16 protein-coding genes, 1 tRNA gene and 1 pseudogene are annotated in these 26,350 nt (G+C 74.2%); 12 read left to right on the top strand and 6 right to left on the bottom strand.

Annotated features, from left to right (window positions below; genetic code table 11):
- The first annotated feature begins 8 nt into the window (after window positions 1-8).
- The 6 genes from LRS07_RS06405 to LRS07_RS06380 all read left to right on the top strand — a co-directional run bounded on the left by LRS07_RS06405 (window position 9) and on the right by LRS07_RS06380 (window position 8,881).
- The gene (locus LRS07_RS06405; protein WP_260501130.1) at window positions 9-605 is read left to right on the top strand and encodes a GNAT family N-acetyltransferase; all 597 of its coding nucleotides are present in this window, start codon (window positions 9-11) and stop codon (window positions 603-605) included.
- Between the two features lie 48 nt (window positions 606-653).
- Complete coding sequence (locus tag LRS07_RS06400) at window positions 654-1,841, top strand: vWA domain-containing protein (RefSeq protein ID WP_260501129.1); 1,188 nt, start codon at window positions 654-656, stop codon at window positions 1,839-1,841.
- Between the two features lie 59 nt (window positions 1,842-1,900).
- On the top strand, window positions 1,901-3,706 hold the full coding sequence (locus tag LRS07_RS06395; RefSeq protein ID WP_260501128.1) for an autotransporter assembly complex protein TamA: 1,806 nt from the start codon (window positions 1,901-1,903) through the stop codon (window positions 3,704-3,706).
- A gap of 4 nt (window positions 3,707-3,710) precedes the next feature.
- The gene (locus LRS07_RS06390; RefSeq protein ID WP_260501127.1) at window positions 3,711-8,036 is read left to right on the top strand and encodes a translocation/assembly module TamB domain-containing protein; all 4,326 of its coding nucleotides are present in this window, start codon (window positions 3,711-3,713) and stop codon (window positions 8,034-8,036) included.
- Window positions 8,027-8,101: transfer RNA gene (locus LRS07_RS06385), tRNA-Arg, on the top strand. Before LRS07_RS06390 ends, LRS07_RS06385 begins: the two co-directional genes overlap by 10 nt.
- Window positions 8,102-8,137: 36 nt before the next feature.
- On the top strand, window positions 8,138-8,881 hold the full coding sequence (locus LRS07_RS06380) for a DUF502 domain-containing protein (RefSeq protein WP_260501126.1): 744 nt from the start codon (window positions 8,138-8,140) through the stop codon (window positions 8,879-8,881).
- A gap of 6 nt (window positions 8,882-8,887) precedes the next feature.
- Here LRS07_RS06380 and LRS07_RS06375 read toward each other — a convergent pair whose 3' ends face one another.
- From LRS07_RS06375 to LRS07_RS22425, 4 genes and pseudogenes are all read right to left on the bottom strand, one after another.
- Window positions 8,888-10,384 (bottom strand): tripartite tricarboxylate transporter permease, encoded by a 1,497-nt coding sequence (locus LRS07_RS06375; protein WP_260501125.1) that lies wholly within the window; start codon window positions 10,382-10,384, stop codon window positions 8,888-8,890.
- A 26-nt stretch (window positions 10,385-10,410) separates the two neighbouring features.
- The gene (locus tag LRS07_RS06370; RefSeq protein ID WP_260501124.1) at window positions 10,411-10,902 is read right to left on the bottom strand and encodes a tripartite tricarboxylate transporter TctB family protein; all 492 of its coding nucleotides are present in this window, start codon (window positions 10,900-10,902) and stop codon (window positions 10,411-10,413) included.
- The gene (locus LRS07_RS06365; RefSeq protein ID WP_260501123.1) at window positions 10,899-11,861 is read right to left on the bottom strand and encodes a Bug family tripartite tricarboxylate transporter substrate binding protein; all 963 of its coding nucleotides are present in this window, start codon (window positions 11,859-11,861) and stop codon (window positions 10,899-10,901) included. Before LRS07_RS06365 ends, LRS07_RS06370 begins: the two co-directional genes overlap by 4 nt.
- 65 nt (window positions 11,862-11,926) lie before the next feature.
- Window positions 11,927-13,013: pseudogene (locus tag LRS07_RS22425) on the bottom strand (porin).
- Between the two features lie 203 nt (window positions 13,014-13,216).
- Here LRS07_RS22425 and LRS07_RS06355 point away from each other — a divergent pair.
- Window positions 13,217-13,921 (top strand): response regulator, encoded by a 705-nt coding sequence (locus tag LRS07_RS06355; protein ID WP_260501122.1) that lies wholly within the window; start codon window positions 13,217-13,219, stop codon window positions 13,919-13,921.
- Window positions 13,918-15,390: a sensor histidine kinase gene (locus tag LRS07_RS06350; protein WP_260501121.1), complete on the top strand. Its 1,473-nt coding sequence runs from the start codon at window positions 13,918-13,920 to the stop codon at window positions 15,388-15,390. The genes LRS07_RS06355 and LRS07_RS06350 overlap by 4 nt, the downstream gene beginning before the upstream one ends.
- Before the next feature lie 2 nt (window positions 15,391-15,392).
- On the opposite strand, the gene LRS07_RS06345 is transcribed toward LRS07_RS06350, so the two are convergent.
- On the bottom strand, window positions 15,393-17,105 hold the full coding sequence (locus LRS07_RS06345; protein ID WP_260501120.1) for a sensor domain-containing diguanylate cyclase: 1,713 nt from the start codon (window positions 17,103-17,105) through the stop codon (window positions 15,393-15,395).
- A gap of 268 nt (window positions 17,106-17,373) precedes the next feature.
- Between LRS07_RS06345 and LRS07_RS06340 the strand changes: the two genes are divergently transcribed.
- Window positions 17,374-20,571 (top strand): EAL domain-containing protein, encoded by a 3,198-nt coding sequence (locus LRS07_RS06340; RefSeq protein ID WP_260501119.1) that lies wholly within the window; start codon window positions 17,374-17,376, stop codon window positions 20,569-20,571.
- An 850-nt stretch (window positions 20,572-21,421) separates the two neighbouring features.
- Entirely contained in the window at window positions 21,422-21,790 is a 369-nt protein-coding gene (locus LRS07_RS06335) for an HU family DNA-binding protein (RefSeq protein WP_260501118.1), read from the top strand.
- A 49-nt stretch (window positions 21,791-21,839) separates the two neighbouring features.
- On the opposite strand, the gene LRS07_RS06330 is transcribed toward LRS07_RS06335, so the two are convergent.
- Window positions 21,840-23,471 (bottom strand): ABC transporter permease, encoded by a 1,632-nt coding sequence (locus LRS07_RS06330; protein ID WP_260502057.1) that lies wholly within the window; start codon window positions 23,469-23,471, stop codon window positions 21,840-21,842.
- Window positions 23,472-23,609: 138 nt separating this feature from the next.
- Between LRS07_RS06330 and LRS07_RS06325 the strand changes: the two genes are divergently transcribed.
- Window positions 23,610-24,692 (top strand): ABC transporter ATP-binding protein, encoded by a 1,083-nt coding sequence (locus LRS07_RS06325; protein WP_260501117.1) that lies wholly within the window; start codon window positions 23,610-23,612, stop codon window positions 24,690-24,692.
- A gap of 164 nt (window positions 24,693-24,856) precedes the next feature.
- Entirely contained in the window at window positions 24,857-26,293 is a 1,437-nt protein-coding gene (locus LRS07_RS06320; RefSeq protein WP_260501116.1) for a S41 family peptidase, read from the top strand.
- The last annotated feature ends 57 nt before the right edge of the window (window positions 26,294-26,350 follow it).

Genomic DNA, 26,350 nt, shown 5'->3' with positions numbered 1-26,350 from the left:
GTCGCACCATGAACCCGCTGGTGCAGCCGGTCACGCTCGCCGGCCGACATGCCCGGCTGGTGCCGCTGGCGCCGGACCACGCGCCGGCGCTGGCCGAGGCGGTGCAGGACGGCCAGCTCTGGCGGCTCTGGTACACGGCCATCCCCTCGCCCGACGGCATGCAGGCCGAGATCGAGCGGCGACTCGGCCTGCACGCCGCCGGCGCCATGCTGCCCTTCGCGGTGCTCGACGCCGACGGCGTGCCGGTGGGCATGACGACGTACATGAACGTCGACGCGGTGCACCGGCGCCTCGAGATCGGCAGCACGTGGTACGCCGGTCGGGTGCAGCGCACACCGCTGAACACCGAGTGCAAGCGCCTGCTGCTGGGCCACGCCTTCGACAGCCTGGGCTGCATCGCGGTGGAGTTCCGCACGCACGTCTTCAACCAAGCCAGCCGCCGCGCCATCGAGCGCCTGGGCGCCAAGCTGGACGGCGTGCTGCGCCACCACCAGCGCCTGGCCGACGGCACGCTGCGCGACACCTGCGTCTACAGCATCGTGGCCGCCGAATGGCCGACGGTGCGCGCCCACCTCACCTGGCAGCTCGACCGGCCGCGGGGCTGACCGCCACCGCCCGCCTCGCCACGCTGACCCCAGCCCGCCGCGAACGCCATGCTGATCGACTTCTTCTACACCCTGCGCAGCGCCCGCCTGCCGGTCTCCGTCAAGGAGTACCTCAGCCTGCTGGAGGCGCTGAAGCAGGGCGTCGTCGGCCCCGACAGCGACGGCGCCTTTCGCATCGACGACTTCTACTACCTGGCCCGCACGACGCTGGTCAAGGACGAGAAGCACTACGACAAGTTCGACCGCGCCTTCGGCGCCTACTTCCAGGGCGTGGAGCTGCTCACCGACTTCACCCGCGAGGTGCCGCTGGACTGGCTGCGCCAGACGCTGCAGCGCGAGCTGACGCCCGAGGAGAAGGCGGCCATCGAGAAGATGGGCTGGGACGAGCTGATGGAGACGCTGAAGAAACGCTTCGAGGAGCAGAAGGAACGCCACGAGGGCGGCAGCAAGTGGATCGGCACCGGCGGCACCAGCCCCTTCGGCCACGGCGGCCACAACCCGCAGGGCATCCGCATCGGCGGCCAGGGCCGCAACAAGAGCGCGGTCAAGGTCTGGGACCAGCGCACCTACCAGGACTACGACGACCAGAAGGAACTGGGCACGCGCAACATCAAGGTCGCGCTGCGCCGGCTGCGCCGCTTCGCGCGCGAAGGCGCGGCCGAGGAACTGGACCTGGACGACACCATCCGCGCCACCGCGGCCAACGCCGGCTGGCTCGACCTGAAGATGGTGCCCGAGCGCCACAACCGGGTGAAGGTGCTGCTGCTGATGGACGTCGGCGGCACGATGGACGAACACGTGCACCGGGTGGAGGAGCTGTTCTCCGCCGCCAAGGGCGAGTTCAAGCACCTCGAGTTCTTCTACTTCCACAACTGCGTCTACGACTTCGTCTGGAAGCACAACCGGCGCCGCCATTCCGAGAAGACCTCGACCTGGGACCTGATCCGCACCTACAACAAGGACCACAAGCTGATCTTCGTCGGCGACGCGACGATGAGCCCCTACGAGATCCTGCAGCCCGGCGGCAGCGTCGAGTACCAGAACGAGGAGCCGGGCGCCGAATGGCTGCAGCGGCTCACCAATGCCTTTCCGAAGTTCGCGTGGATCAACCCCGAACCGCAGGGCGTATGGCAGTACCGGCAGAGCATCGCCATCGTCCAGCAGCTCATGGGGCAGCGCATGTTCCCGCTCACGCTGGCCGGCCTCGAGAGTGCGATGCGCCTGCTGACCAAGTGAGCCCGCCGCGGTCGGCGCCGCGACGGGCGGCCGGCCGGTGCCTCGCCTGGTGGGGGCCGATGGCGGCCGTGATGGTGGCCATCTCGACGGCCGGCTGCTCCCTGCTGCCCACCACCCCCGCGCCCGAGAGCGTGCTGGAGGCGCCGCCCCCCGGCGACCTCCTGCGCCTGGAGCTGGACGCCCCGGCGCCGCTGGCCCGCCTGCTGCGCGAGCACCTGGACGTGGCGCGGCTGGAACGGGTGCGCGGCGGCGAGCCGGTCAGCGCCACCGAGCTCGGCCGCCTCGTCGCCGCCACCCCGGCCCAAGTGCGCGAGCTGCTCGAGACCGAGGGCTACTTCGAGCCGGTGGTGCAGGTGCGGCGCGAGCCCGGCCAGCCGCCGGTGGTCGTCGTGGTGGTGCAGCCGGGCCCGCGCACCCGGGTCGGCCGCGTCACCCAGGACGTCGAAGGCCCGATGCAGGACGGCCTGCTGGCCGACGACGCCCGCGCCCGGCAGGTGCTCGACCGCTGGCGCCGGCAGTGGCCGCTGAAGGTGGGCGACGCCTTCCGCAACCCTGCCTGGGTCGACGCCAAGGCCAGCTCGCTGGCGCAGTTGCAGGCCGAGGGCTACGTCGCCGCGCGCTGGGCCTTCACCGCCGCGCGCGTCGACGTCGAGGGCGGCGCCGCCGACCTGCAGGTGCAGGCCGCCAGCGGCCCGCTGTTCCGTGCCGGCGACCTGCGGGTGGAGGGCCTGCAGTTCCACGACGAGGCGACGGTGCGCAACCTCGCCAACTTCGACCGCGGCGCGCCGGCCACCGAGGCGCTGCTGCTCGACTTCCAGCAGCGGCTGCAGACCTCCGGCCTGTTCGAGCTGGCCAGCGTCGGCATCGACCCCGATCCGACCCAGGCCGCCGCCGTGCCGGTTCGCGTGCGGCTGCGCGAACTGCCGCTGCAGCAGTTCAACATCGGCCTGGGCTACAGCGCGCTCAACGGCCAGCGGGTGTCGCTGGAGCACCGCCACCGACGGCCCTTCGGCCTGCCGCTGCAGGCCCGCCACCGCTTCGAGCTGGGCCGCGACCGGCAGACGGTGGAGGGCGAGGTCAGCACCCATCCGCAGCGCAACCTCTGGCGCAACCTCACCGGCTACGGCCTGTCGCGGCTGGAGACGGAGAGCGACACCGTCACCTCGTCGCGCCTGCGCGTCGGCCGCCAGCAGGACACGCCGCGGGTGCAGCGCCAGTTCTACGTCGAGGGCACCCGCGACCTGCGCCGCACCGACGTCGAGCGCGAGAGTGCCGGCGCCGTCACCGCCAACGCCAACTGGATCTTCCGTCGCCTGGACAACCCGCTGCTGCCCACCCGCGGCTGGGCGCTGTCGCTGCAGAACGGCATCGGCCTGGCGCGCGACTCCGACGGCGGCAGCGGTGCCTTCACCCGCCTCTACGGCCGCCTCACGGGCTACCACCCGCTGCCCGCCGGCTTCTTCGGTCAGGCCCGGCTGGAACTGGGCCAGGTGCTGGCCGCCGACCACGTGACCGTGCCGGACACGCTGCGCTTTCGCGCCGGCGGCGACGAATCGGTGCGCGGCTACGGCTACCGGGAGCTGGCGCCGACCGACGCCGCCGGCGACCTCACCGGCGGACGGGTGCTGTTCACCAGCAGCGTGGAGGTGGCGCGGCCGGTCGCGCCCAGCCTGCCCGCGGTGTGGTGGGCGGCCTTCGTCGACGCCGGCACCGCCGCCCAGCGCTGGGGCGACCTCGAGCCGGCCGTCGGCCTCGGCCTGGGCCTGCGCTGGCGCAGCCCCGTCGGCCCGCTGCGGCTGGACCTCGCCCGCGCCCAGCGCACCCACAAGCCGCGCCTGCACCTGAGCGTGGGCATCGTCTTCTGAGCCGATGGCCGCCGACACCCCGCGCCCCTTGGCCACCGGTCAACGGCCTCCACCGCGACGCGGCCTGCGCTGGGCGGCCGGCGCCCTGGCCGTGGTCCTCGCGGTGCCGCTGGGGCTGGCCGCTGCACTGGCGGTGGCCCTGCACAGCACCGCGGGCAGCGCCTGGCTGCTGCGCCAGGTGCCGGGACTCGCGCTGGACGGGCCGCATGGCGCGCTGCTCGGCGGCCATGGTTTCGGCGCCGCACGGGTGCGGTATGCCGACGCCCAGGCGCGCGAGGTCGAGGCGACCGGCGTCGCGTGGCAGCGGCTGGCCTGGCGCCTGCGCCCCGCCCCCGGCCAGTGGCTGGGCCTGCGGCTGGAGGGCCTGCGCCTCGACGACCTGCGGCTGCGCCTGCCGACCACCGACCCGCCGCGGGCCGCCCCCGCCGACCTCTCGATGCCTCTCGCGGTCGACCTGCCCGACCTGCGCATCGCGCGGCTGCAGGTCGACGACCTGCCGCCGGTGGAGGCGCTGCAGGCCGACGTGCAGCTCGGCGCCGACGGGGGCGCCCTGCACCGCCTGCGCGGGCTGGACCTGCACTGGCAGGGCCACGCGCTGCAGGCCCAGGGGCAGATCGGCAGCACCGGCGACCTGCCGCTGCAGCTGCAGGCGCGGGTGACATCGCCCACGGCCGCACCGGCCGCCGGCACCGCGGCGCTGCCCGGCTGGCAGGCCCTGGCCGACCTGGCCGGCCCGTTGGCCGCCCCGCGGTTGACGCTGTCGCTGCAGCCGCTGACGACGGCGCCCGCAACCCCCCGCGACGACGCCACCCGCCTGCAGCTGCAGGCCGACCTGCAGCCCTTCGCCGCCTGGCCGCTGGGCGCGCTCGACGCCCGGTTGCGCGGGCTCGACCTGCACGCCCTGTGGCCCGACCTGCCCCGCACCCGGCTCGACGGCGAAGCGCGCCTGCAGTCCACCGGCCTGCAGGCGCCGGCCGCGCTGTCGCTGACGCTGACCAACGCCCAGCCCGGGCGCTGGGACGCCGGCCGCCTGCCGCTGCGCCGCCTGGCCGTGCGCGTCGCCGGGCGCCTGGACGACCGCAGCCGCCTCGACCTGCAGGCGCTGGACCTGCAGGCCGCCGACGAGCGCCGCGACCTGGGCCGCCTGCAGGCCGACGGCGAGTGGACCCGCGACGCACTGCGCCTGGACACCACGCTGCAGTCGCTGGAGCCCGCCGGCCTGGACGCGCGGCTGCCGGCGCTGCGCCTGTCCGGCCCGCTGGCGCTGCGGCTGGCCGGGTGGCCGCCGCCCGGCGACCGCCGTCCGCCGGCGGCGGAGAAGCGGCTGTCGCTCGACGGCCGGCTCGACGGCGCCGTGCTGTCGCTGCCCCGCGCGCCCGCGGCGCGCCTGACGTTGCAGGCCGAGGGCCGGCAGGCGGCCGACGGGGCCTGGTCGCTGAACCTGCGCCAGTTGCTCGCCCAGGCCGGCGAGGCCGAAGCGCAGGCGCGGCTGGACGCCAGCGGCCAGCCCGGGCGCTGGCAGGCGCGCGGCGAGGGACTGCTGCGGCGCTTCGACCCCGCCGCCTGGTGGCCTGCCGCCGGCAGCGGCCACCGGCTGGACGGGCGCTGGCAGGCCGACCTGCAGGGCCGGACGGGCACGGCCCTGGCGGGCGGCACCGGGTCCGCCCCGACGCCGCTCGCGCTGCTCGAGTCCCTGCGCCGGCAGACCCAGCCGGTGAGCGGCCGGCTGTCGCTGGACATCGACGACGGCCGGCTGGCGGGGGTGCCGCTGCGCGGCCGCGTCGCCTGGCAGCGGCAGGCGGTCGGCCAGGCGGCCAATGCCGAAGTGGCGCTGCAGGCGGCGGGCGGCAGCACGCTGCAGTTGCAGGCCCGGCTGGCGGCCGACGGCAGCGCGCCCGACCAGGCCAGCGGCCGGATCGAGCTGCCCGACGCCGGCGCGCTGGCCGCTTGGTCGCGCCTGCACCCCGGGCTGGCCTCGCTGTGGCCGCAGGCCGGCCGGCTGGTGGCGGAGGCCCGCACCGAAGGCCGCTGGCCGGCCCTGCGCTCCGACGGCCGGGCCGAAGCCGACGGCCTGGCCGCCGCCGGCTGGCGCATCGACCGCGGCCGCGCCCGCTGGCAGCTCGACGGCGCCGATCTCGACGGCCGGCTGGAGGCCCATGCCGAGCTCGACGGCGTGACCAGCGCCACCCCGCGCGGCGAGCCGGCCCGGCGCCTGGAGCGGGTGACGCTGGCGCTGGCCGGCAGCCGCGGCGACCACGGCCTGCGCGTCGACGCGCGCAGCGCGGTGCGGCCACCGGCCTGGGCGGAGCCGCTGCTCGGCCCTGGCGGCAGCGCGGGCGGCAGCGCCTTCACGCTCGACGGCCGCGGCCGCTGGACCCCGGTGACCGGCGGCGCCCGCTGGGAGGGCCGGCTGGCGCGCCTGCGCAGCGGACCGGTGCGCGCCGACGCCACGCCCTGGCTGGCGGCGGACGACCTCACCGCCACCCTTCAGTTCGACCCGGCGTTCGCGCTGCGCAGCGCCGAACTGGCGCCTGGCCGCCTGCAGGTGGTCGGCTCGGCCCTGCGCTGGCAGCTGGCGCGCTGGCAGGCGGCCCCGCCCGGTGCGCCGGCCGGCGACGCCCAGCTGCGGCTGCAGGCGCAGCTGGACCCGCTGCCGCTGGCGCCGCTGCTCGCCCGCTGGCAGCCCGACTTCGGCTGGGGCGGCGACCTCGTCGTCGCCGGCCGCGCCGACATCCGCAGCGGCGCCGGCGTCGAGGCCGAGGTGCTGCTGGAGCGGCGCACCGGCGACCTCACCGTCACCGACGAAGGCGGCACCACCGGGCTCGGCCTCACCGAGCTGCGCCTGGGCCTGTCGGCGCGCGACGGCACCTGGCACTTCACGCAGGCGGTGGCCGGCAGCACGGTGGGGGTGCTCGCCGGTTCGCAGACGCTGCGCACCGACCCGCGTGCCGCCTGGCCGGCGCCCACCACGCCGCTGGCCGGCGCGATCGAACTGCGCGTCGACAACCTCGGCGTCTGGGGGCCGTGGACGCCGGTGGGCTGGCGCCTCGGCGGCGCGCTGCACGCCCGCGCCACCCTGGGCGGCACCGCCGGCGCGCCGCAGTACACCGGCCGCGTCGACGCCCGCGACCTGAGCGCGCGCCACCTGCTGCAGGGCGTGTCGCTGCGCGAGGGCCGGCTGGCGCTGCGGCTGGCGGGCGAGACGGCGCAGGTCGAGCAGTTCAGCCTGCGCGGCGGCGACGGCTGGCTGCACATCGGCGGCGACATCGGCTTCGGCGAGGCGCCGCAGGCCCGGCTGACGCTGCGCGCGGACCGCTTCCAGGCGCTCGGCCGGCTGGACCGACGGGTGGTGGTCAGCGGCGACGCCCGCATGGGGCTGGACCGCCAGGCGCTGACGCTGGACGGACGGCTGAAGGTGGACGAGGGCCTGATCGACGTCAGCCGCGGCGACGCTCCCGCGCTGGACGGCGACGTCACCGTGGTGCGCCGCGCGGCGCCCGAGGCCCCGGTCGCCGAGGAGGGGCCGCCCCGCGTGGCCCGCGAGACGCAGGTGCGGTTGTCGGTGGACCTGGGCGATCAGCTGCGGGTGCGCGGCCGCGGCCTCAACGCGTTGCTGCGCGGTGACCTGCAGCTCACCACGCCGGGCGGCCGGCTGCGCATCAACGGCACGGTGCGCGCCGACGAGGGCACCTACACCGCCTACGGCCAGAACCTGCGCATCGACCGCGGCCTGGTCACCTTCATCGGCAACCCGGAGAACCCGCGGCTGGACATCCTGGCGCTGCGCGACCAGGTCGACGTGCGCGTGGGCGTGGCGGTGACCGGCAGCGTGCTGCGGCCGCGGGTGCGGCTCTACTCCGAGCCCGACATGCCCGACCCCGAGAAGCTGTCGTGGCTGGTGCTGGGCCGGGCGCCCGAGGGCGTGGGCCGCAGCGACACCGCGCTGCTGCAGCGCGCGGCGCTGGCGCTGCTGTCCGGCGAGGGCGACGGCAGCCCGTCGACCACCGACCGGCTGACCCGCGGCCTCGGCCTGGACGACATCACCCTGCGCCAGAGCGCCGACAACGACGTGCGCAGCACCGTCGTCGGCGTCGGCAAGCAGCTGACGAGGCGCTGGTACGTGGGCTACGAACGCGGCATCAACTCGACCACCGGCACCTGGCAGCTGATCTACCGCATCGCCCAGCGCTTCACCCTGCGCACCCAGGCCGGCGAGGACCCGGCGGTGGACCTGCTGTGGATCTGGCGCTGGAACGGCCGCGGCATTCCGCCGCCGGGCGCGCTGCTACCATCCCGGCCCCCGCGCGCGAGCAGCAGCCCCTCGCCGTAGTTCAATGGATAGAACGGCCGCCTCCTAAGCGGCAGATACAGGTTCGATTCCTGTCGGCGGGACCACTCCGGACAGGCCGTCCATCGCGGCATCGAGGAACCATGCAAGAGCCCATCCACGCCGCGCGCTCGCCGGTCTCGCTCCTGCGGCGCCGACCGCCGCTGCGCATCTTCCTGACCGGCCTGCTGGCGGCCCTGCCGCTCATGGCCACGCTGGCCATCTTCGGCTGGGTGGTGGGGCTGCTGATCGGCTGGATCGGCCCCGAGAGCCTGGTCGGCTCGGTGCTGGTCGCCATCGGCTTCGGCCTCACCGGCTCGGTGGTGGTGAGCTACCTGTTCGGCATCGTCATCGTGCTGGCGGCCATCTTCGGCCTCGGCGTGCTGATCGAGTCGCGCTGGCAGCACGACAAGGCGGTGCTGCTGGACACCCTGTTCCAGCGCATTCCGCTGGTGGGCAAGGTCTACGACCTGGTGCGCAAGATGGTCGACCTCTTCTCGCAGAAGGAGCGCGACGGGCCGAAGTCGATGAGCGCGGTGTGGTGCCACTTCGGCGGCGTGGGCGGCGCGGCGGCCTTGGCCCTGCTCGGCAGCCCGGAGCCGGTGTTGATCGGCGAGCAGCGCTACCTCGCGGTGCTCATCCCCACCGCGCCGGTGCCGGTGGGCGGCGGCCTGCTTTATGTGCCCGAGGCCTGGGTCACGCCAGCCGACGTCGGCATCGAGGCGGTGACCAGCATCTACGTCTCGATGGGGCTGACCTCGTCGCAGCACCTGTCGCGTGCCGCCGACGCGGACGCCGCCAGCAGCGCCCCGGGGACCACCGCGGCGGCGGCCACGACGGGCCCCTGACCGCGCTCAGACCGACCGGCGACCCCACCGCCGCCACAGCGGCGGCGCCAGCAGCAGCAGCACGCACAGGGCCAGCACGGTGGCGCTGAACGGCCGCTCGATCAGCACGGTCCACCGGCCCTCGCCGATGGACATCGCGTTGCGCAGCTGGGCCTCGCCCATCGGGCCGAGGATCATGCCGACGATGACCGGGGCGGTGGGGATCTCGAAGCGCCGCATCACCACCCCGGCCACGCCGATGGCATAGAGCAGCACCAGGTCGAAGGCCGACTGGCGCATGCCGTAGACGCCCACGGTGGCGAAGATGAGGATGCCGGCGTACAGCGCCGGCCGCGGCACCTTCAGCAGCTTGACCCACAGCCCCACCAGCGGCAGGTTGAGCACCAGCAGCATGACGTTGCCGATGTACAGCGACGCCACCAGCGCCCACACCAGCCCGGCCGAGGTCTGGAACAGCGTGGGCCCGGGCTGGATGCCGTAGTTCTGGAAGGCCGCCAGCAGCACCGCCGTCGTGTTGGAGGTGGGGATGCCCAGCGTCAGCAGCGGCACCAGCGCGGCGGTCACGGCGGCGTTGTTGGCCGCCTCCGGCCCGGCCACGCCCTCGATGGCGCCGCGCCTGCCGAACTCGGCCTCGTCCTCGCCGCGGGCCAGCTTCTTCTCCAGGCCGTAGGACAGGAAGGTCGGGATCTCGGTGCCGCCGGCCGGGATGGCACCGAAGGGAAAGCCGATGGCGGTGCCGCGCAGCCAGGCACCGGTGGAGCGCTTCCAGTCGCGCCGGCTCATCCACAGGCTGGACAGGCGGTTGCGCGACCCGTCCACCCGGCCCTCGTACAGCACGGCGTGCAGCGCCTCGGCCACGGCGAACAGGCCGACGGCCACCAGCACCACCTCGATGCCGTCGACCAGCTCCGGCACACCGAGCGTGTAGCGCGCGGCGCCGGAGATCTGGTCGATGCCGATCAGCCCCACCGCCAGCCCCAGCAGCAGCGCGGTCATGCCCTTGAGCACGCTGGCGCCCAGCACCGCCGACACGGTGGTGAACGACAGCACGATGAGCGCGAAGTACTCGGGCGGACCGAGCTTCAGCGCCCACTCGGCGATCGGCGGCGCGAACAGCGTGACCAGCACCGTGGCGACGGTGCCGGCGACGAAGCTGCCGATGGCGGCGGTGGCCAGCGCCGCGCCGGCACGGCCGCTCTTGGCCATGCGGTTGCCCTCCATCGCGGTGACCATCGAACCGGTCTCGCCCGGCGTGTTGAGCAGGATGGAGGTGGTCGAGCCGCCGTACATCGAGCCGTAGTAGATGCCCGCGAACATGATCATCGACGCGGTGACCGGCACGTTGGCGGTGATGGGCAGCAGCATGGCCACCGTCAGCGCCGGGCCGATGCCCGGCAGCACGCCGATGGCGGTGCCGATGAAGCAGCCGATGAAGGCCCACATCAGGTTGACGGGCGTGGCGGCGTTGGCGAAGCCGTCGAGCAGTTGAGGCCAGATGTCCATGGATACCGCAGGGAGGTGGGGCGGCTTCAGATCCAGCCCGAGGCCGTGAGCGCGGGCAGGCTGAGGCCGAGCGCGCGGGTGAACAGCCAGAACACCGGTGCCGACAGCGCCGCGCCGACCACGAGGTCCTTCACGGCGGTGCGCACCTGCAGCCGCTGTCCTTCGGCATGGCGGAAGCCGCAGGCGGCCAGGGTGTAGAGCAGCGCGCAGGACAGCACGAAGCCCAGCGTGGTGATCAGCGCCGCGCTGAGCAGCAGGCCGGCCGACACCCAGACGAAGGCCGGCGCGTTGGGGCGCGCGGGCGGGTCCTGCACGGCCGCCGGCGCGCGCAGGCCGTCGACCACCAGCAGCACCGCGCACACCGCCAGCGCCAGCGACACTGCCCAGGGCAGGAAGGACGGGCCCACGCCGGCATAGCCTGCCTCGCTGGGGATGCCGCGGGCCCCCAGCGCGAGCAGCCCGGCCAGGGCCAGCAGGCCCGCCGCCAGCGCGGCGAGCTTCGGGTCCAGCCGCCTCACAGCATGCCCAGCTTGAGCATCAGCGCGCGCAGGCGGGCATGGTCGTTGTCGACGAAGCCGCCGAACTCGTCGCCGGTCATCAGCGCCGGCGTCCAGTTGTTCTTCTCCAGCGTCTCCGCCCAGGCCTTGGTCTTCACCGCCCGGGCCACGCCGTCGATCAGCGCCCTGCGTTGCTCGGGCGTGATGCCGGCCGCGCCGTAGACGCCGCGCCAGTTGCCGATCTCCACGTCGATGCCCTGCTCCTTGAGCGTCGGGATGGCCACGCCCTTGAGCCGCTGCGGCGCCGTGACGGCGATCGCGCGCAGCTTGCCGGTGCGGATGAACTCGTCCATCTCCGCCAGGCCGCTGGTGCAGCAGGTGACATGGCCGCCCAGCACCGCGGCCACCGCCTCGCCGCCACCCTTGAAGGGCACGTAGTTCACCTTGGCCACGTCGACCGCGTTCTCGCGCGCGATCATGGCCACGCTGATGTGGTCGACGGAGCCACGCGAGCCGCCGCCCCACTTGACGCTGGCCGGCTCCTTCTTCATCTGCTCGACCACCTCGCGCATGGTCCTGATCGGCGAGGCCGCGGGCACGACGAAGACGTTGTACTCGGCGAACAGGCGCGCGATCGGCGTCACCTGCGCGAGCGTGATCGGCGGCTTGTTCTGCACGATGGCGCCGACCATGATGGCGCCGACCACCAGCAGCGCGTTGGGATCGCCCTTGGCGGCGTTGGCGAACTGCGCCAGCGCGATGGTGCCGCCGGCGCCGCCCTTGTTCTCGTAGGTCACCGAGCCGGCCACGCCGGCCTCCTGCAGCGCCTTGCCGATGCCGCGGCCGGTCTGGTCGTAGCCGCCGCCGGGGTTGGCGCCGATCATGACCTTCAGGTTGGCCGCCGCACGGGCGCTGCCGCTGCCCGTCAGGGCCAGTGCGGCCAGCGTGCCCAGGCACTGCCGGCGGTTGGATGCGTTCATGTGCTCTCCTTCAGATGCCCGATGGCGGGCGTCGGTGTCGGTCGGGCTCGCCCCGGCGGTGGTCCTCAGAAGCGGTGCTGGATGCCGGCCGCCACGTTGGACTGCGAGCCGAGGAAGCCGGCGTCGTCGCGCGACACGCCGACCGCGCCACTCCTGGCCTTGGCGTGGCCAACCACCGCGTACAGGTCGGTGCGCTTGGACAGGGCGTAGCGCGCCCGCAGGGTCAGCAGCTTAGGGTCGTCGCCCGGCCGCACGCCACTGCGGATGTCCTGGTGGTAGTACGCGGCGGTGAGCGTCAGCGCCGGGCTGGCCGCGTAGGCCGCGCCGACCCAGGCGGTGCGGCTTTCCAGGTCGGCGGCGCCCGAGGCCAGCGACCGGTCGAAGTTGCGCACCACCGCGAACAGCTTGGTCGGGCCCACCTGGTAGCTGGCGCCCAGGTGCACGGTGCGGGTCCGGTCGCGCCGGCCGCTGGCGGCCACGGTGATGCCGTTGGCCTGCTCGGCGGTGACCACCAGCCCCAGCGGGCCGGCGTTGTAGGCCGCGGCCAGGACGGCGGCGTTGCCGTCGCTGAAGCCGGTCTGCTCGCCGAAGCGGTAGCTGGCGCCGACGCTGACCGGGCCGAACGCGCCGCGGTACTTCACCAGGTTGGAGACGCCGGTGAGCATGCCGTCGGCGCGGCTGACACCGGCCGCGGTGGCGGTGGCGTTGCCGGCCGTGGCCCAGGAGTTCACGGGGGGCATAACCCATCGGGTCGAAGGGCAGGATGAAGTCGTAGGTGGTGCTGTACGAACGGCCGGCGACGACGCGGCCGAAGCGGCCTTCCAGGCCGACGTTGGCCTGCCGGCTCCAGAAGGCGGCCGCGGCGGCGCCGGTGTCGGCGCCGACCTCGCTTTCCAGCTGGAAGATGGCCCTCAGCCCGCCGCCCAGGTCCTCGCTGCCGCGCAGGCCCCAGCGCGAGGTGTTCATGCCGCCGGAGTTGAGCGCGAGGCGGCTGTCGCCGGCGGCGTTGTTGTGGTTGCGCCATTCGACGTAGGTGTCCAGCAGCCCGTAGAGCGTGACGCTGGAGCCCGTGCCCTGGGCCTGCGCGGCGGTGGTGCCGGCGGCGAGGATCGCGGCGGCGAGCGGGACGAAGCGGGGACGGCGAGCGGTCACGGGATCTCCTCGTTGGGGCAAGAGGCCGCGATGCTGAGGGCCGTGCCGGCGGGCCCGTTTAGGCGACAACCCGCAGGCCGCGCGCCAGGCTGTCAACTGGCTGTCGCGTCCCGCCGTGCCGCCTGTCAAGCGGCTGTCGGGCCCCGCCGCGGTCGGTGGCGACCCGGTCCTGCGCGGCCGTTGCCGCGCGCCACACTCGGCCCATGAACCCGGCCATGACCGTCGCCGACGGCCCCCGACTGCTGCTGGTCGAAGACGAGCCCGACCTGGCCGCCGCGCTGCAGCGTGCCCTCGAAGCGCGCGGCTTCGCCGTCACCTGCTGCGGCAACGGCAGCGAGGCGATGAACCGCCTGCGCCACGACCCGCCCGCGCTGCTGCTGCTGGACCTGACCATCCCCGGACTCGACGGCCTGCAGGTGCTGCACAAGGCGCGCGCCGAGCAGATCGGCGTGCCCATCGTCGTGCTCACCGCGCGCAGCGCCGTCGGCGACCGCGTCGTCGGCCTCAACGCCGGTGCCGACGACTACCTCGGCAAGCCCTTCGACCTCGACGAGTTGGAGGCGCGCATCCGCGCGCTGCTGCGCCGCCACGGCCGCGACACCGAGGCGGTGCAGCGCTGCGGCCGGCTGCAGCTGGACCGCGCGGCCGGCGCCTTCTACGTCGGCGAGCAGGTGCTGGAGCTGACGCCGCGCGAGCAGGCGCTGCTGAAGGCGCTGATGGCGACGCCGGGGCGCGCGGTGGCCAAGGAACGGCTGTTCCGCCTGGTCTTCCCGATGGCCACGGAGGTCCAGTTCGAGGCCATCGAGGTGGTGGCCTACCGGCTGCGCAAGAAGCTGGCCGGCTCGGGCACCGCGCTGGTCACGCTGCGCGGCCTGGGTTACCTGCTGCGCGAGGACGCCGCGACGTGACCCCCCCGGCGCCGACGCCCGCCGGCGGGCCGGCCCCCGGCCAAAGGCCGGCGGACCTGGCCAACGGGCGGTCCCACTCCCTGCGCCGACGGCTGCTGGTCGGCTTGATCGTGCCGATGGCGCTGTTCGTCGCCGTGGACACGGTGAGCGTCTACCGCAACGCCCTGCAGGCCATCACGCTGGCCTACGACCGCACGCTGCTGACCACCGCCCGCACGCTGGGCGAATGGCTGCAGTGGCGCGACGGCCGCCTGCTCGCCGACCTGCCGCCGAGTGCGCTGGAAGAACTGGAGCCCGACAGCCTGCGCGGCGTGGCCTGGCGCATCACCGGCCTGGACGGCGAACTGCTGGCCGGCCATGCCGGGCTGCCGCCCTACCCCGGCCCGATGCCGCAGCGCAGCGCCTACCCGGCCCTGGTCGACTTCTACGACACCGACTACCAGGGCCGGCCGGTGCGCGTGGCGGCGCTGTACCAGCCGGTGGTGGGCCCCGACGTGCGCGGCATCGCCGTCATCCAGGTGGCCGAGGGCCTGGACCTGCGCCGCCAGCGCGCGCAGGAGCTGCTGCGCGCCACGCTGCTGCGCCAGGCGCTGCTGGTGCTGGTCGTCGCCGGCGTCACCTGGGCGGTGGTCGCGCACTCGCTGAAACCGGTGGAGGCGCTGCGCGCCGCGCTGGCCCGCCGGCGCGGCGACGACCTGTCGCCGCTCGAACCGACCGCGCTGCCCCGCGAACTGCGCCCGGTGCCGGCGGCCATCAACGACCTGCTGGGCCGCCTCGGCGGCACGCTGGAGCGCCAGCAGCAGTTCATCCGCGACGCCTCGCACCAGCTGCGCACGCCGCTGACGGTGCTGCGCACGCAGTTGCGCAACGCGCTCGACGGCGACGGCGACCGCCCGGCCGACCGCGCGGCCCTGGTCGACATGCAGCGCACCGTCGAACGCGCCATCGGCCTGGCGCAGCAGATGCTGGCGCTGGCCAAGGTGGACCAGGTCAGCCGACGCGCCTTCGCCGCCGTGCGGCTGGACGAGCAGGTGCGCGAGGTGGCACTGGACCTGGCGCCGCTGGCCGCGCAGAAATCGGTGGACCTGGAGCTGCGGGCCGAGCGGCCGGTGACCGTGCTCGGCCATGAGTGGATGCTGCGCGAGCTCGCGCGCAACCTGCTGCACAACGCGCTGCGCGAGACCCCTGCCGGCGGGGCCGTGCTGCTGCAGGTGGACGTCGACGACGGGCAGGCCCGGCTGCAGGTGATCGACAGCGGCCCGGGCATCGACCCCGCGCTGGCGGAGCACCTGTTCGAGCCCTTCCGCACCGGCCGGCCCACCGAAGGCACCGGCCTCGGCCTCACCATCTGCCGCGACATCTGCGCCGCGCTCGGCGGCCGCCTTGCGCTGGACAACCGCCAGGACGAGGCCGGCCGGGTGCGGGGGGCCACGGCCACCGTGCGACTGCCGGCCGCGGCCGGCGGTTGACGTCAGGCCGGCGCGTCGGCGGGCTGGTCGGGCCGCGTGGCGACCGCCGGCCCCTGCAGCACCACCCGGTTGCGGCCCTCGGCCTTGGCCCGGTACAGCGCCGCATCGGCCGCGGCCAGGACGGCGGCGGCGTCGGGCCAGTCGGCGGCCGGCACCGCGATGCCCAGGCTGATGGTCACCCGCACCGCACCGGGACAGGCGGCGACCACCGCGCGCAGCTTCTCGCAGGCGGCCAGCGCGCCCTCGGCCGGCGTGTCGGGCAGCAGCAGCAGGAACTCCTCGCCGCCGTAGCGGCCGACGATGTCGGTGCCGCGCACGGTGCCCTGCAGGCAGCGCGCCACGTCGCGCAGCACGCGGTCGCCCTCGGCATGGCCATGGCCGTCGTTGACCGCCTTGAAGTGGTCGATGTCGGCCAGCACCACGGCCAGCGGCCGGCCGCTGCGGCGATGCCGCGCCAGCTCGGCGGCCAGCCGCTCGTCCAGCAGGCGACGGTTGAACAGCCCGGTCAGCGCATCGCGCGAGGCCAGCGCCTGCAGTTCCGCGTTGGCCTGCTGCAGCGCCGACTGGGCGTGCAGCAGGTCGCGGGTGCGTTCGGCCACCCGCGCCTCCAGCACCCGGTTCGCCTCGGCCAGCGCCTGCTCGCGCTGGCGCAGCGAGGCGGTCATGCCGCGCAGCGAGGCGCTGAGTTGGCGCAGCTCGGCAGCGCCGTGGTGCTGGCGGATCTCGGTCACGCGGTCGCCGGCTTCCACCTGCCGCGCGGCCTCGGCCATCTGCGCCAGCGGCCGGGTGTAGCGGCCCAGCGCCAGCCAGGCCAGCACGGTGGCCAGCAACGCGGCCACCGCGCCGATCGCCCAGGCCGCATGCCGCGCCGCCCGGGCCGGCGCCAGCGCCTGCGCCACCGGCTGGCGGGCGACGATGGTCCAGCCCATGTCGGTGGGCCCGGCCGGCGAGGGCAGCCGGGCGGCGGCCGTCAGGTGGTCCGACCGGTCGGCCCAGCGCACGGCCCTGGCGCCGTCCGCGGGCAGCTGGTCGAGGGCGATCGGCCGCTCCGGGCCATCGAGGCCCAGCGGCCGCAGAATGACCTCGCCGCGGTGGTCGAGGATGAAGACGGTGACGCCCCGGTGCCGCGCCAGCGGGCTGCGCAGGCGGCCGATGACGTCCCGTGCCCAGTCCCAGGACACGTGCACCCCGATCACCGCCTGCAGCCGGCCATCGGCGCGCACCGGGGCCGCGAAGTCGATGAAGCGCAGCGGCTCGCCGGTGGCCGAGGCCGGCAGCCGCGCGGCCAGCAGCTTGGCGGTGTGCACGTCGCCGACGACGGGCGCCGCGCGCGCGGCGATGAACCAGGGCCGCTCGGCCACCGACTCGCCCACCAGCAGGTCGCCGGTGGCGTGTCGCACCCGGCCGTCGGGCTCGACCAGGCCCATCCAGCTGAAACGAGGCCGGCTCTGCTGCGCCCGTGCCATCACGCGCTGCCAGTCGGCCGGGCTGGCCGGCGGCGAGGCGGCCAGCAGTTCGACCTCGCGCAGCCGTTCGGCCAGGCCGTCGGCCAGCACGTCGGCGGTGGAGCGGGCGAGGGTGTCGAGCGCGACGGCCTGGTCGGCCAGCATGCGGCGGGCCGTCATGTGCCCGAGCACCAGCGACAGCGCGCCGACGACGGCGATGACGACGCCGCCGAAGGCCAGGGCGACGCGTGAGCGCAGGGAGCGGAGCATGACCGCAAGTGTCCGGCGGGCGGCGGCGGCACAGCCGGTGAGGTGCGCCGGCAGGGCGCCCCATTCACTGGCTTCGCCGCCGCAGCGTGACGTTTGCACGCCCGCGGCGGTGCGCCATGCCTGCCGCCGAGGCACCGCTGCCACGCGCTGGTGCAGGCGCCAAACATTGCTCAAGCGCTGACGACGGCCGTCGATAGAGGCCTGTGCAGGGTCTTCCCTGAGCCCGCCTGCAGGCCCCGGTCTGCGGCCCAACAACCAACCGACCGCCATGCCCCTCCGGCGAGCCTTCTCCGACCTGCTGGCCCGGCTCAGCGTGGGCCGCAAGCTCGCCCTGATCTACCTGCTGGACCTGTCCGCGGTGATCTTCATCAGCGGCATCCTGATCCACGAGAAGTACATCGCCATCGACTTCGCGCGCAAGGAGGTGGCCGGCAACGCCTACCTGCGCGAGCTGCAGCCGCTGGTGATCGCGCTGGCGGGCCAGCGGCCGGCACCGGCGTCGCCGCCGCTGTCGGAGATCGAGGCCCGGCACGGTGCCGGCATGGACAGCGCCGGGCCCAACGGCGCGCTGCAGGCATCGCTGCAGTCGCTCGAGGCCGGCACCCGCCACGCCGAAGCCGAACGGCCGGTGGCGCTCGGCCGCGCGCTGGACGATGCCCTGGCGCTGATCAATCGGGTGGGCAACCAGTCCAACCTCATCCTCGACCCCGACCTCGACAGCTACTACACGATGTCGGTGGTGCTGCTGCGTTTCCCCGAGCTGCTGGCCCTGGTGTCGCAGATCGACGCCGTGCTGCAGGCCGACCTGCCGCGCCACCAGGTGCGCGACGCCGACGCCCGCACCCGCTACTTCATCCTCGAGGGCCGGCTGGACGCCACCGCCAAGGGCCTGAAGAGCGACCTCAACGAGGCCTTCTCCGCCGCCGCCGACGGCCAGCTGCGGCAGGCGCTGGAAGGCCCGGGGGCCGCGATGGCCGAGCGCATCGACGCCTTCCGCAACGCCGCCCGGGCGCTGATGGACGAGCCGAAGGCGGCCCAGGCCGCCGGCCTGCAGGCGGCACGCGAGGCGCTGCTGGGCGATGCCGCCATCGGCTGGGCGCTGAGCTCGCAGCAGCTGGACCGGCTGATCGACCTGCGCATCAACGGCTTCTTCCAGCGCATGTGGCTGCACCTCGGCACGGCGCTGTTCATCCTCGCGCTCATCCTCACCGCCGTGTACTCGGTGGCCAAGCGCATCTCGCAGCCGCTGAAGCGGCTGTCCACCGTGGTCGACACCGTGCGCCGCACCGGCAACCACCGCCAGCGGGTGCACTGGGACAGCCGCGACGAGATCGGCCGCCTGGTGGTGGGCTTCAACGGCATGCTGGCCGAGCTGGACGAGCAGCGGCAGGCGCAGCAGGAGCTGGCCGCCAGCGCCCGCGCCGCCGAGGCGCAGCAGCGGCTGGTCGAGGCCATGCCCATCCCGCTGATGGTGACCTCGGTGCCCGAGCACGACGTGCTGCACGCCAACGGACCGGCGCTGCGCTGGCTGGGCGATCACCGCCACGACCCCTGGGGCACGGCGCTGGCGCCGGCGGTGCGGGCGCGCTTCTTCCAGCAGCTGGCCGACCGCGACGCCGTCGACGAGTTCGAGGTGCACTGGCGCGCCGGCGACGAGGGCACCTGGGCCGTGCTGTCGGCGCGGCGGCTGCACTACCAGGGCCGCGAGGCGGTGCTGACCGCCTTCGCGCCGGTCAACCACCTGAAGGTGATGGAGCAGCGGCTGGAGCTGTGGGCCAAGGTGTTCGAGGCGTCGTCGGAGGCCATCCTCATCGTCGACGCGCAGCAGCGCATCGTCACCGTCAACCGCGCCTTCTGCCAGGCCACCGGCCACGAGGTGCCGGAGGTGAGCGGCGAGCACCCCGGGCTGCTGCTCGCGCCCGAGGAACGCGAAGGCTTCTTCGCGCGGCTGTGGCCGCACCTGCGCCGGCGGTCGTCCTGGCAGGGCGAGGTGACCGTGCAGCGCCGCGACGGCAGCCGCTACCCGGCGTGGCTGGTGGTCAGCGCGGTGCGCGACCGCCAGGGCCAGAGCTCGCACCACATCTTCACCTCGCTCGACATCAGCGACCGCAAGGCCAGCGAGGAGCGCATCCAGTACCTGGCCCAGCACGACGTGCTGACCGGACTGCCCAACCGGTCGCTGTGCATCGAACGGCTGCGCATGGCCATGCAGCAGGCGCAGCGCAACGGCCACCAGGTGGCGGTCCTGTTCATCGACCTCGACCGCTTCAAGACCATCAACGACTCGCTGGGCCACCACGTCGGCGACAGCCTGCTGAAGTCGGTGGCGAAGCGGCTGTCGCAGGCGGTGCGCGGCGGCGACACCGTGAGCCGGCTCGGCGGCGACGAGTTCATCGTGGTGCTCGGCGAGGTGCACGACGCCGAGGAGGTGGCGTCGCTGGTCGAGCGCCGGCTGCTGCCGCTGATCCGCCAGGTGCACGAGGCGGCGGGGGTGGAGCTGCACGTGTCGTGCAGCGTCGGCGCCGCCCTCTTCCCCGGCGACTCGCAGGACATCGACGAGCTGCTGCGCCACGCCGACGTGGCGATGTACCAGGCCAAGGCACTGGGCCGCGACGGCGTGCAGTTCTTCACCCCGGAACTCAACCAGCAGACGCAGCGCCGCCAGCAGGTGGAGTCGCTGCTGCGGCACGCGGTGGAGCGCAGCCAGCTGTCGCTGCATTTCCAGCCGCGGGTCGCGGCCGCCGACGGCCGTTGCCTGGGGGCCGAGGCGCTGCTGCGCTGGCAGTCACCCGAGCTGGGCGCGGTGGGACCGGCCGACTTCATCCCCATCGCGGAGGAGTCGCGGCTGATCGTGCCCATCGGCGCCTGGGTCATCGACGCCGCCTGTCGCCAGCAGGCGCAGTGGCGCGCCGAGGGGCTGGGCGAGGTGGCGATGGCGATCAACCTGTCCGCGGTGCAGCTGCGCGACCCGGCGCTGCCGGACGTCCTGCGCGAGGCCCTGCAACGCCACGGCTGCCGGCCGGCGTCGATCGAGCTGGAGCTGACCGAATCGACGCTGATGGACGGCGCCGAGCAGACGCTGCAGCAGCTGCACGCCCTGAAGGCGCTGGGCATCCAGCTGGCCGTGGACGACTTCGGCACCGGCTACTCCAGCCTGCACTACCTGCACCGCTTCCCCATCGACCGGCTGAAGATCGACCGCTCCTTCGTGCGCGACCTGCTGACCGACCGCGCCCACCAGGCCATCACCCGCGCCGTGATCGGCCTCGGCCATGCGCTGCACCTTCGCGTGGTGGCCGAGGGCGTGGAGAACGAAGCCACCGCGCAGGCGCTGCGCGTGGCGGGCTGCGACGAACTGCAGGGCTTCCACTTCGCGCGGCCGCTGCCGGCCGCCGAGCTGGCGCAGTGGCTGCGGCAGGAGGGCCGCGCCGAGGTGGCGGCCCCGGAGCTGCCGGCGCACGCGTGACGGGCGCCGGCCGCCCGCGGTGCTACACCGCGGCCAGGCCCGGGAAGTGGCGCTCGGGGGGCCGTCGTCGGGCAGCACGTACGCCGTGCCGCGCCGCTGGCCGAGGACGGGGTGCACCCAGGCCTCGTAGAAGGCGACCGGCACCACCACGCAGCCGGCCGAGGCACGGTTGTCGTCGGGCGAGGTGCTGGCCAGGCGCGCCTCGCGCTGCGCCAGGCCCTTGCCGGGGCGCAGGCGGTGGATGGCCAGGCCGGCGTCGTAGTCCAGCCACACGATGTCCTCGCCGTCGAGGTTGCGGCCCGGCTCGGTGGGGAAGCGCCCGGCGGGTGTGGTCTGCTCGTGCGGCAGCAGCGCGGCCACCGGCTTGTCGCCCACGCCCGGGATGGCATGGTCACCGACGGTGCGCCCGAGCAGGGCGGCGCTGTGCGCCAGCGGGCGGCCGTCGGCCGCGAAGAGCCACAGCACCGCGGCCGGCTTGTCGACGATGGCGAAGGGACGGCGTCGATGGTCGCCGCTGGCCAGCACCCACTGGTGCAACCGGCCCGCCGTGGACGCCGCCGCCGGCCAGGCGGTGCCGGCCCACGCCGGTGCCGCGGCGCCGAGCAACAGCCCGGGGGCGAGCCCCAGCCAACCACGCCGCCGCAGCGCGGCGCCGCCTCGAATCTCCGTCCTCTGCATCGCGCCCCTCGTCGATCGACGGCGCGCATGCTAAGGCCGTGCCAGGCGCACCGGCCGCGCGGAAGTCACGCTTCCCGGCGCGGCCCTCGGGCAAGCGCACCGGTCGCGGGCAGAATCGCGCCCGCCCGAATCCCGGGCGGCTATCCAGAACGTCAACAGAGAACCGACCACGATGAATCGGATTGAACTGATCGAGCTCCTCGCCGAGCGCCATGGCCTGTCGAAGGCCGAAGCGGGCCGCGTGCTGGCCACGCTGCTCGACGCCGTCGTCACCACCGTCAAGAAGGGCGGCTCGGTCACCCTGCCGGGCTTCGGCTCGTTCAAGCAAACCGCGCGCGCCGCGCGCACCGGCCGCAACCCGGCCACCGGCGACAAGATCAAGATCGCCGCGGTGAAGCTGCCCAAGTTCACCGCCGGCGCCGGCTTCAAGGCCGCCGTCGACCCCAAGGCCGCGGCGCGCAAGGCGGCCAAGGCCGAAGCCAAGCCGGCGAAGAAGGCCCCGGCCAAGAAGGCGGCGGCGAAGAAGGTCGCCAAGCGCTGAGCGCCTTCGGGCACCGCCACACGCCGGGCCACGCCCGGCGTTTTCGTTTTCAGTGCTGCCGCCGCAGCGTGCGCGACAGCAGCAGCACCGGCAACATCCCGACGGCGACGATGGCCAGCGACGGCAGCGCAGCCTCGGCCAGGCGCTCGTCGCGCGCGAAGTTGTAGGCCACCACCGCCAGCGTGTCGCTGTTGAACGGCCGCAGCACCAGCGTGGCGGGCAGCTCCTTCATCACGTCGACGAAGACCAGCAGCGCGGCCACCAGCACCGAGCGTTGCATCAGCGGCGCATGCAGCTCGCGCAGCACCCGGCCGGGGCCGGCACCGAGCATGCGGGCGCTGTCGTCGAGGGACGTGGGGATGCGCGCATAACCCGCCTCCACGGTCTGCAGCGCCACCGCGCAGAAGCGCACCAGGTAGGCGTAGAGCAGGCCGAGCAGCGTGCCGGTGACCCAGCGGCCCGCGCCCACCTGCGGCCACTGTGCCTGCAGCCAGCCGGTGGGCAGCAGCAGCCCGACCGCGATCACCGCCCCCGGCACCGCGTAGCCGAGCGAGACGGCGCGGGCGCTCCAGCGCAGCCCGGTCTGCACCGGGCCGGCGCCGGGCTGGCGCAGCGCGAAGCCGAGCGCGAAGGCCAGCAGCGCGGCGGCCAGCGCGGCCAGCGCCGACAGGCTGAAGCTGTTCCACGCCCATTGCGCGAAGCGCGCCAGCGGCAGGCCGAACTCCTCCTGCCGCTGCAGCCACAGCAGCCGCGCCAGCACCACCACCGGCAGCACGAAGCCGAGCAGCACCGGCAGGCCGCACAACGCCATCGCCAGGCCGGCGCGCACGCCGCGCAGGCGCACCGGCTGGGCCTCCGCGCCCTGCGCCGCGCCACGCCGGCTGGCGGCGAAGCGCAGCCGGCGCTGCGCGCGCCGCTCCAGCAGCAGCAGCAGCGCCACCACCGCCAGCAGCACGGTGGCGAGCTGCGCGGCGGCGATGCGGTCGTTCATCACCAGCCAGGCCTTGTAGACCCCGGTGGTGAAGGTGGTCAGGCCGAAGTACGCGCCGACGCCGTAGTCGGCCAGCGTCTCCATCAGCGCCAGCGCCACGCCGGCGGCCAGCGCCGGCCGGGCGAGCGGCAGCGCCACCGTCAGCACGCGGCGGGTCAGCGAGGCGCCGAGCAGCCGCGCCGCCTCCATCAGCGGCAGGCCGCGCTCGGCCAGCGCGGCGCGCACCAGCAGGTAGGCGTAGGGATAGAGCGCGAGCACGAACAGCACCACCGCGCCCCACAGGCTTCGCACATCGGGCCACAGCGCACCCTGCCAGCCGAAGGCCTGGCGCAGCGCCACCTGCAGCGGCCCGCTGAACTGCAGGAAGTCGGTGTAGGCGTAGGCCAGCACGTAGGCCGGCATGGCCAGCGGCAGCAGCAGCGCCCATTCCAGCGTGCGGCGGCCGGGGAAGTCGAACAACGCCACCGCGGCGGCGGTGGCGCCGCCGAGCGTCGCCACGCCCAGCGCCACGCTGACGGCCAGCAGCGCCGACTGCGCGGCGTAGGCCGGCAGCACGGTCGCCGCCTGGTGCCGCAGCACCGACGCCGCGCCCTCGTCGAACGCGAACCAGGCGCCGAGCACGCCCAGCACCGGCAGCGCCAGCAGGGCGCAGAACAGGACCAGGCCGGCCCGCGCGACGGTGCCGAGGATCGAGCGCCGCGCCGGACGCGCCTCGCCGGACGGCAGCAGCGGCAGCGGCGCGATGACGCTGCTCACGCTGACTTGCCGTCGCACACCGGCGGCGTCTGAATGCGAACGATCCTCATTTGAGCCGGCTATGATAGTCCGATGTTCCTCCAGCTCGACCGGGTGCGGCTGCACTACCCCGACCGCGCCGCCGGCGCGGCGGCGGTGGACGTGGCGTCGCTGGCGCTGCAGGCGGGCCAGCTGGGCGTGCTGATCGGGCCGTCCGGCTGCGGCAAGACGTCGCTGCTGCGGCTGATCGCGGGGCTGGAACGGCCGGACCAGGGCCAGATCCGCATCGGCGACGACGTGCTGGCCGACGCCGCGACCGGCCACCACCTGGCACCGGAGCAGCGGCGCATCGGCATGGTCTTCCAGGACTACGCGCTGTTCCCGCACCTGTCGGTGGCCGACAACGTCGCCTTCGGCATCCGCCACCTGCCGCGCGGCGAGCGCCGGCAGCGCGTCGAGCAGATGCTGGCGCTGGTCGGGCTGGGACACACCGCCAAGCGCGCGCCGCACCAGCTGTCGGGCGGTCAGCAGCAGCGCATCGCGCTGGCCCGGGCGCTGGCGCCGCAGCCGCGGCTGCTGCTGCTGGACGAGCCCTTCTCCAGCCTGGACGTCGACCTGCGCGAGCGGCTCGCGCAGGAGCTGCGCGCCATTCTGAAGAGCACCGGCACCACCGCCCTCTTCGTCACCCACGACCAGCTGGAGGCCTTCGCGCTCGGCGACGTCATCGGCGTGATGCACCGCGGCCGCCTGGAGCAGTGGGACGACCCCTACACGCTGTACCACCGGCCGGCCAGCCGCTTCGTGGCCGGCTTCATCGGCCACGGTGTGTTCGCGCCGGCGCGCATCGTCGACTGCGACGGCCACCCCTGCGTGCACACGCCGCTGGGCGAGCTCGACGATGTCGCCGAATGCCCGCTGCCCGAGGCCTTTCCCGGCGGCGAGTGCGACGTGCTGCTGCGCGCCGACGACATCGTCCACGACGACGCGTCGCCGGTGAAGGCGCGCATCGAACGCAAGGCTTTCCGCGGCTCGGAGTTCCTGTACACCCTGCGCCTGGCCAGCGGCGAGCAGGTGCTGGCGCACGTGCCCTCGCACCACGACCACCAGGTCGGCGAGTGGATCGGCATCCGCGCCGAGGTCGACCACGTGGTCACCTTCCGCCGCGAGGCGGCCTGACCGGAGCCGGCGACCTGCTCGGCGATTGTCCATAGACGGCGGCGAACTATCCCGCTGATCGAGGATCTTCTCCTGGGACCGGGCCCTATACTGGCCCGGGACTTGCCTTCCCCTTCCCTCCACACCCCCGCCCGCGCAGCGTCACAGCGAGAGAGAGCAGTCACATGGGCTCGAAATTGAAAGTCGCCGGCCTTGTCTCCATCGGCGCCGTGGCGGGCGCACTGGCCACCATGCAGCTGCAGGCCTTCGCTCGCGGCGCCCTGGGGCCCCTGCCGCTGGAAGAGCTGCAGCAGCTCGCCCAGGTCTTCGGCATCGTCAAGCAGGAGTACGTCGAGCCGGTCGACGAGAAGAAGCTGATCTCGGACGCCATCGGCGGCATGGTGCAGGGGCTCGACCCGCACTCGCAGTACTTCGACAAGAAGAGCTTCAAGGAATTCCGCGAAGGCACCTCGGGCCGCTTCGTCGGCGTGGGCATCGAGATCGGCATGGAGGACGGCCTGGTCAAGGTCGTCTCGCCGATCGAGGGCTCGCCGGCCTTCCGCGCCGGCCTGAAGGCCGGTGACCTGATCACCAAGATCGACGACACCGCCGTCAAGGGCCTGAGCATGGACCAGGCCGTCAAGCGCATGCGCGGCGAGCCCAACACCAAGGTCTCGCTGCAGATCTTCCGCAAGGCGGAGAGCCGCACCTTCCCCGTCACCATCACCCGCGAGGAGATCCGGGTGCAGAGCGTGCGCGGCAAGGTGATCGAACCCGGCTACGCGTGGCTGCGGGTGTCGCAGTTCCAGGACCGCACGGTGGAGGACTTCGTGCGCAAGGTGGAGGAGGTCTACAAGGCCGATCCCAACCTGAAGGGCCTGGTGCTCGACCTGCGCAACGACCCGGGCGGCCTGCTCGAAGGCGCGGTGGCCATCTCGGCCGCGTTCCTGCCCTCCGACGCGGTGGTGGTGACCACCAACGGCCAGCTGCCCGACAGCAAGGCCACCTTCAAGGCCGCGCCGGAGAACTACCTGCGCCGGGGCGGCAGCGACCCGCTTCGCCGGCTGCCGGAGGCGCTGAAGAAGGTGCCGCTGGTGGTGCTGGTCAACGAAGGCTCGGCCTCGGCCAGCGAGATCGTCGCCGGGGCGCTGCAGGACCACAAGCGCGCCACCGTGATGGGCGCGCAGACCTTCGGCAAGGGCTCGGTGCAGACCGTGCGCCAGCTCACCGCGGACACCGCGCTGAAGATCACCACGGCGCGCTACTACACGCCGTCGGGCCGTTCCATCCAGGCGCGCGGCATCGTGCCCGACGTGCTGCTCGACGAGACCGCCGACGGCAACGTCTTCGCCGCGCTGCGCATGCGCGAGGCCGACCTGGAGAAGCACCTGTCCACCGCCGACGAGAAAAAGGACGAGGCGCGCGAGAAGGCGCGCGAGGAAGCCCGCAAGAAGCTGGAAGAACAGATGGCCAAGAACCAGGGCACGCCCAAGCCGCTGCCCGAGTTCGGCTCGGCGGAGGACTTCCCGCTGGTGCAGGCGCTGAACCAGCTCAAGGGCAAGCCGGTGATGGCGAGCAAGACCGCCGTCATCGAGCGCAAGGCCGAGGCGGCGACGAACTGACGCCGCACGGCGCCGGATGCAGGGCCCGCTTCGGCGGGCCCTTTCCATTCCGCCCCG

The organism is Aquabacterium sp. J223 (assembly GCF_024666615.1).
Classification (GTDB): domain Bacteria; phylum Pseudomonadota; class Gammaproteobacteria; order Burkholderiales; family Burkholderiaceae_C; genus J223.
This window is presented reverse-complemented; position numbering and strand designations above follow the sequence as displayed.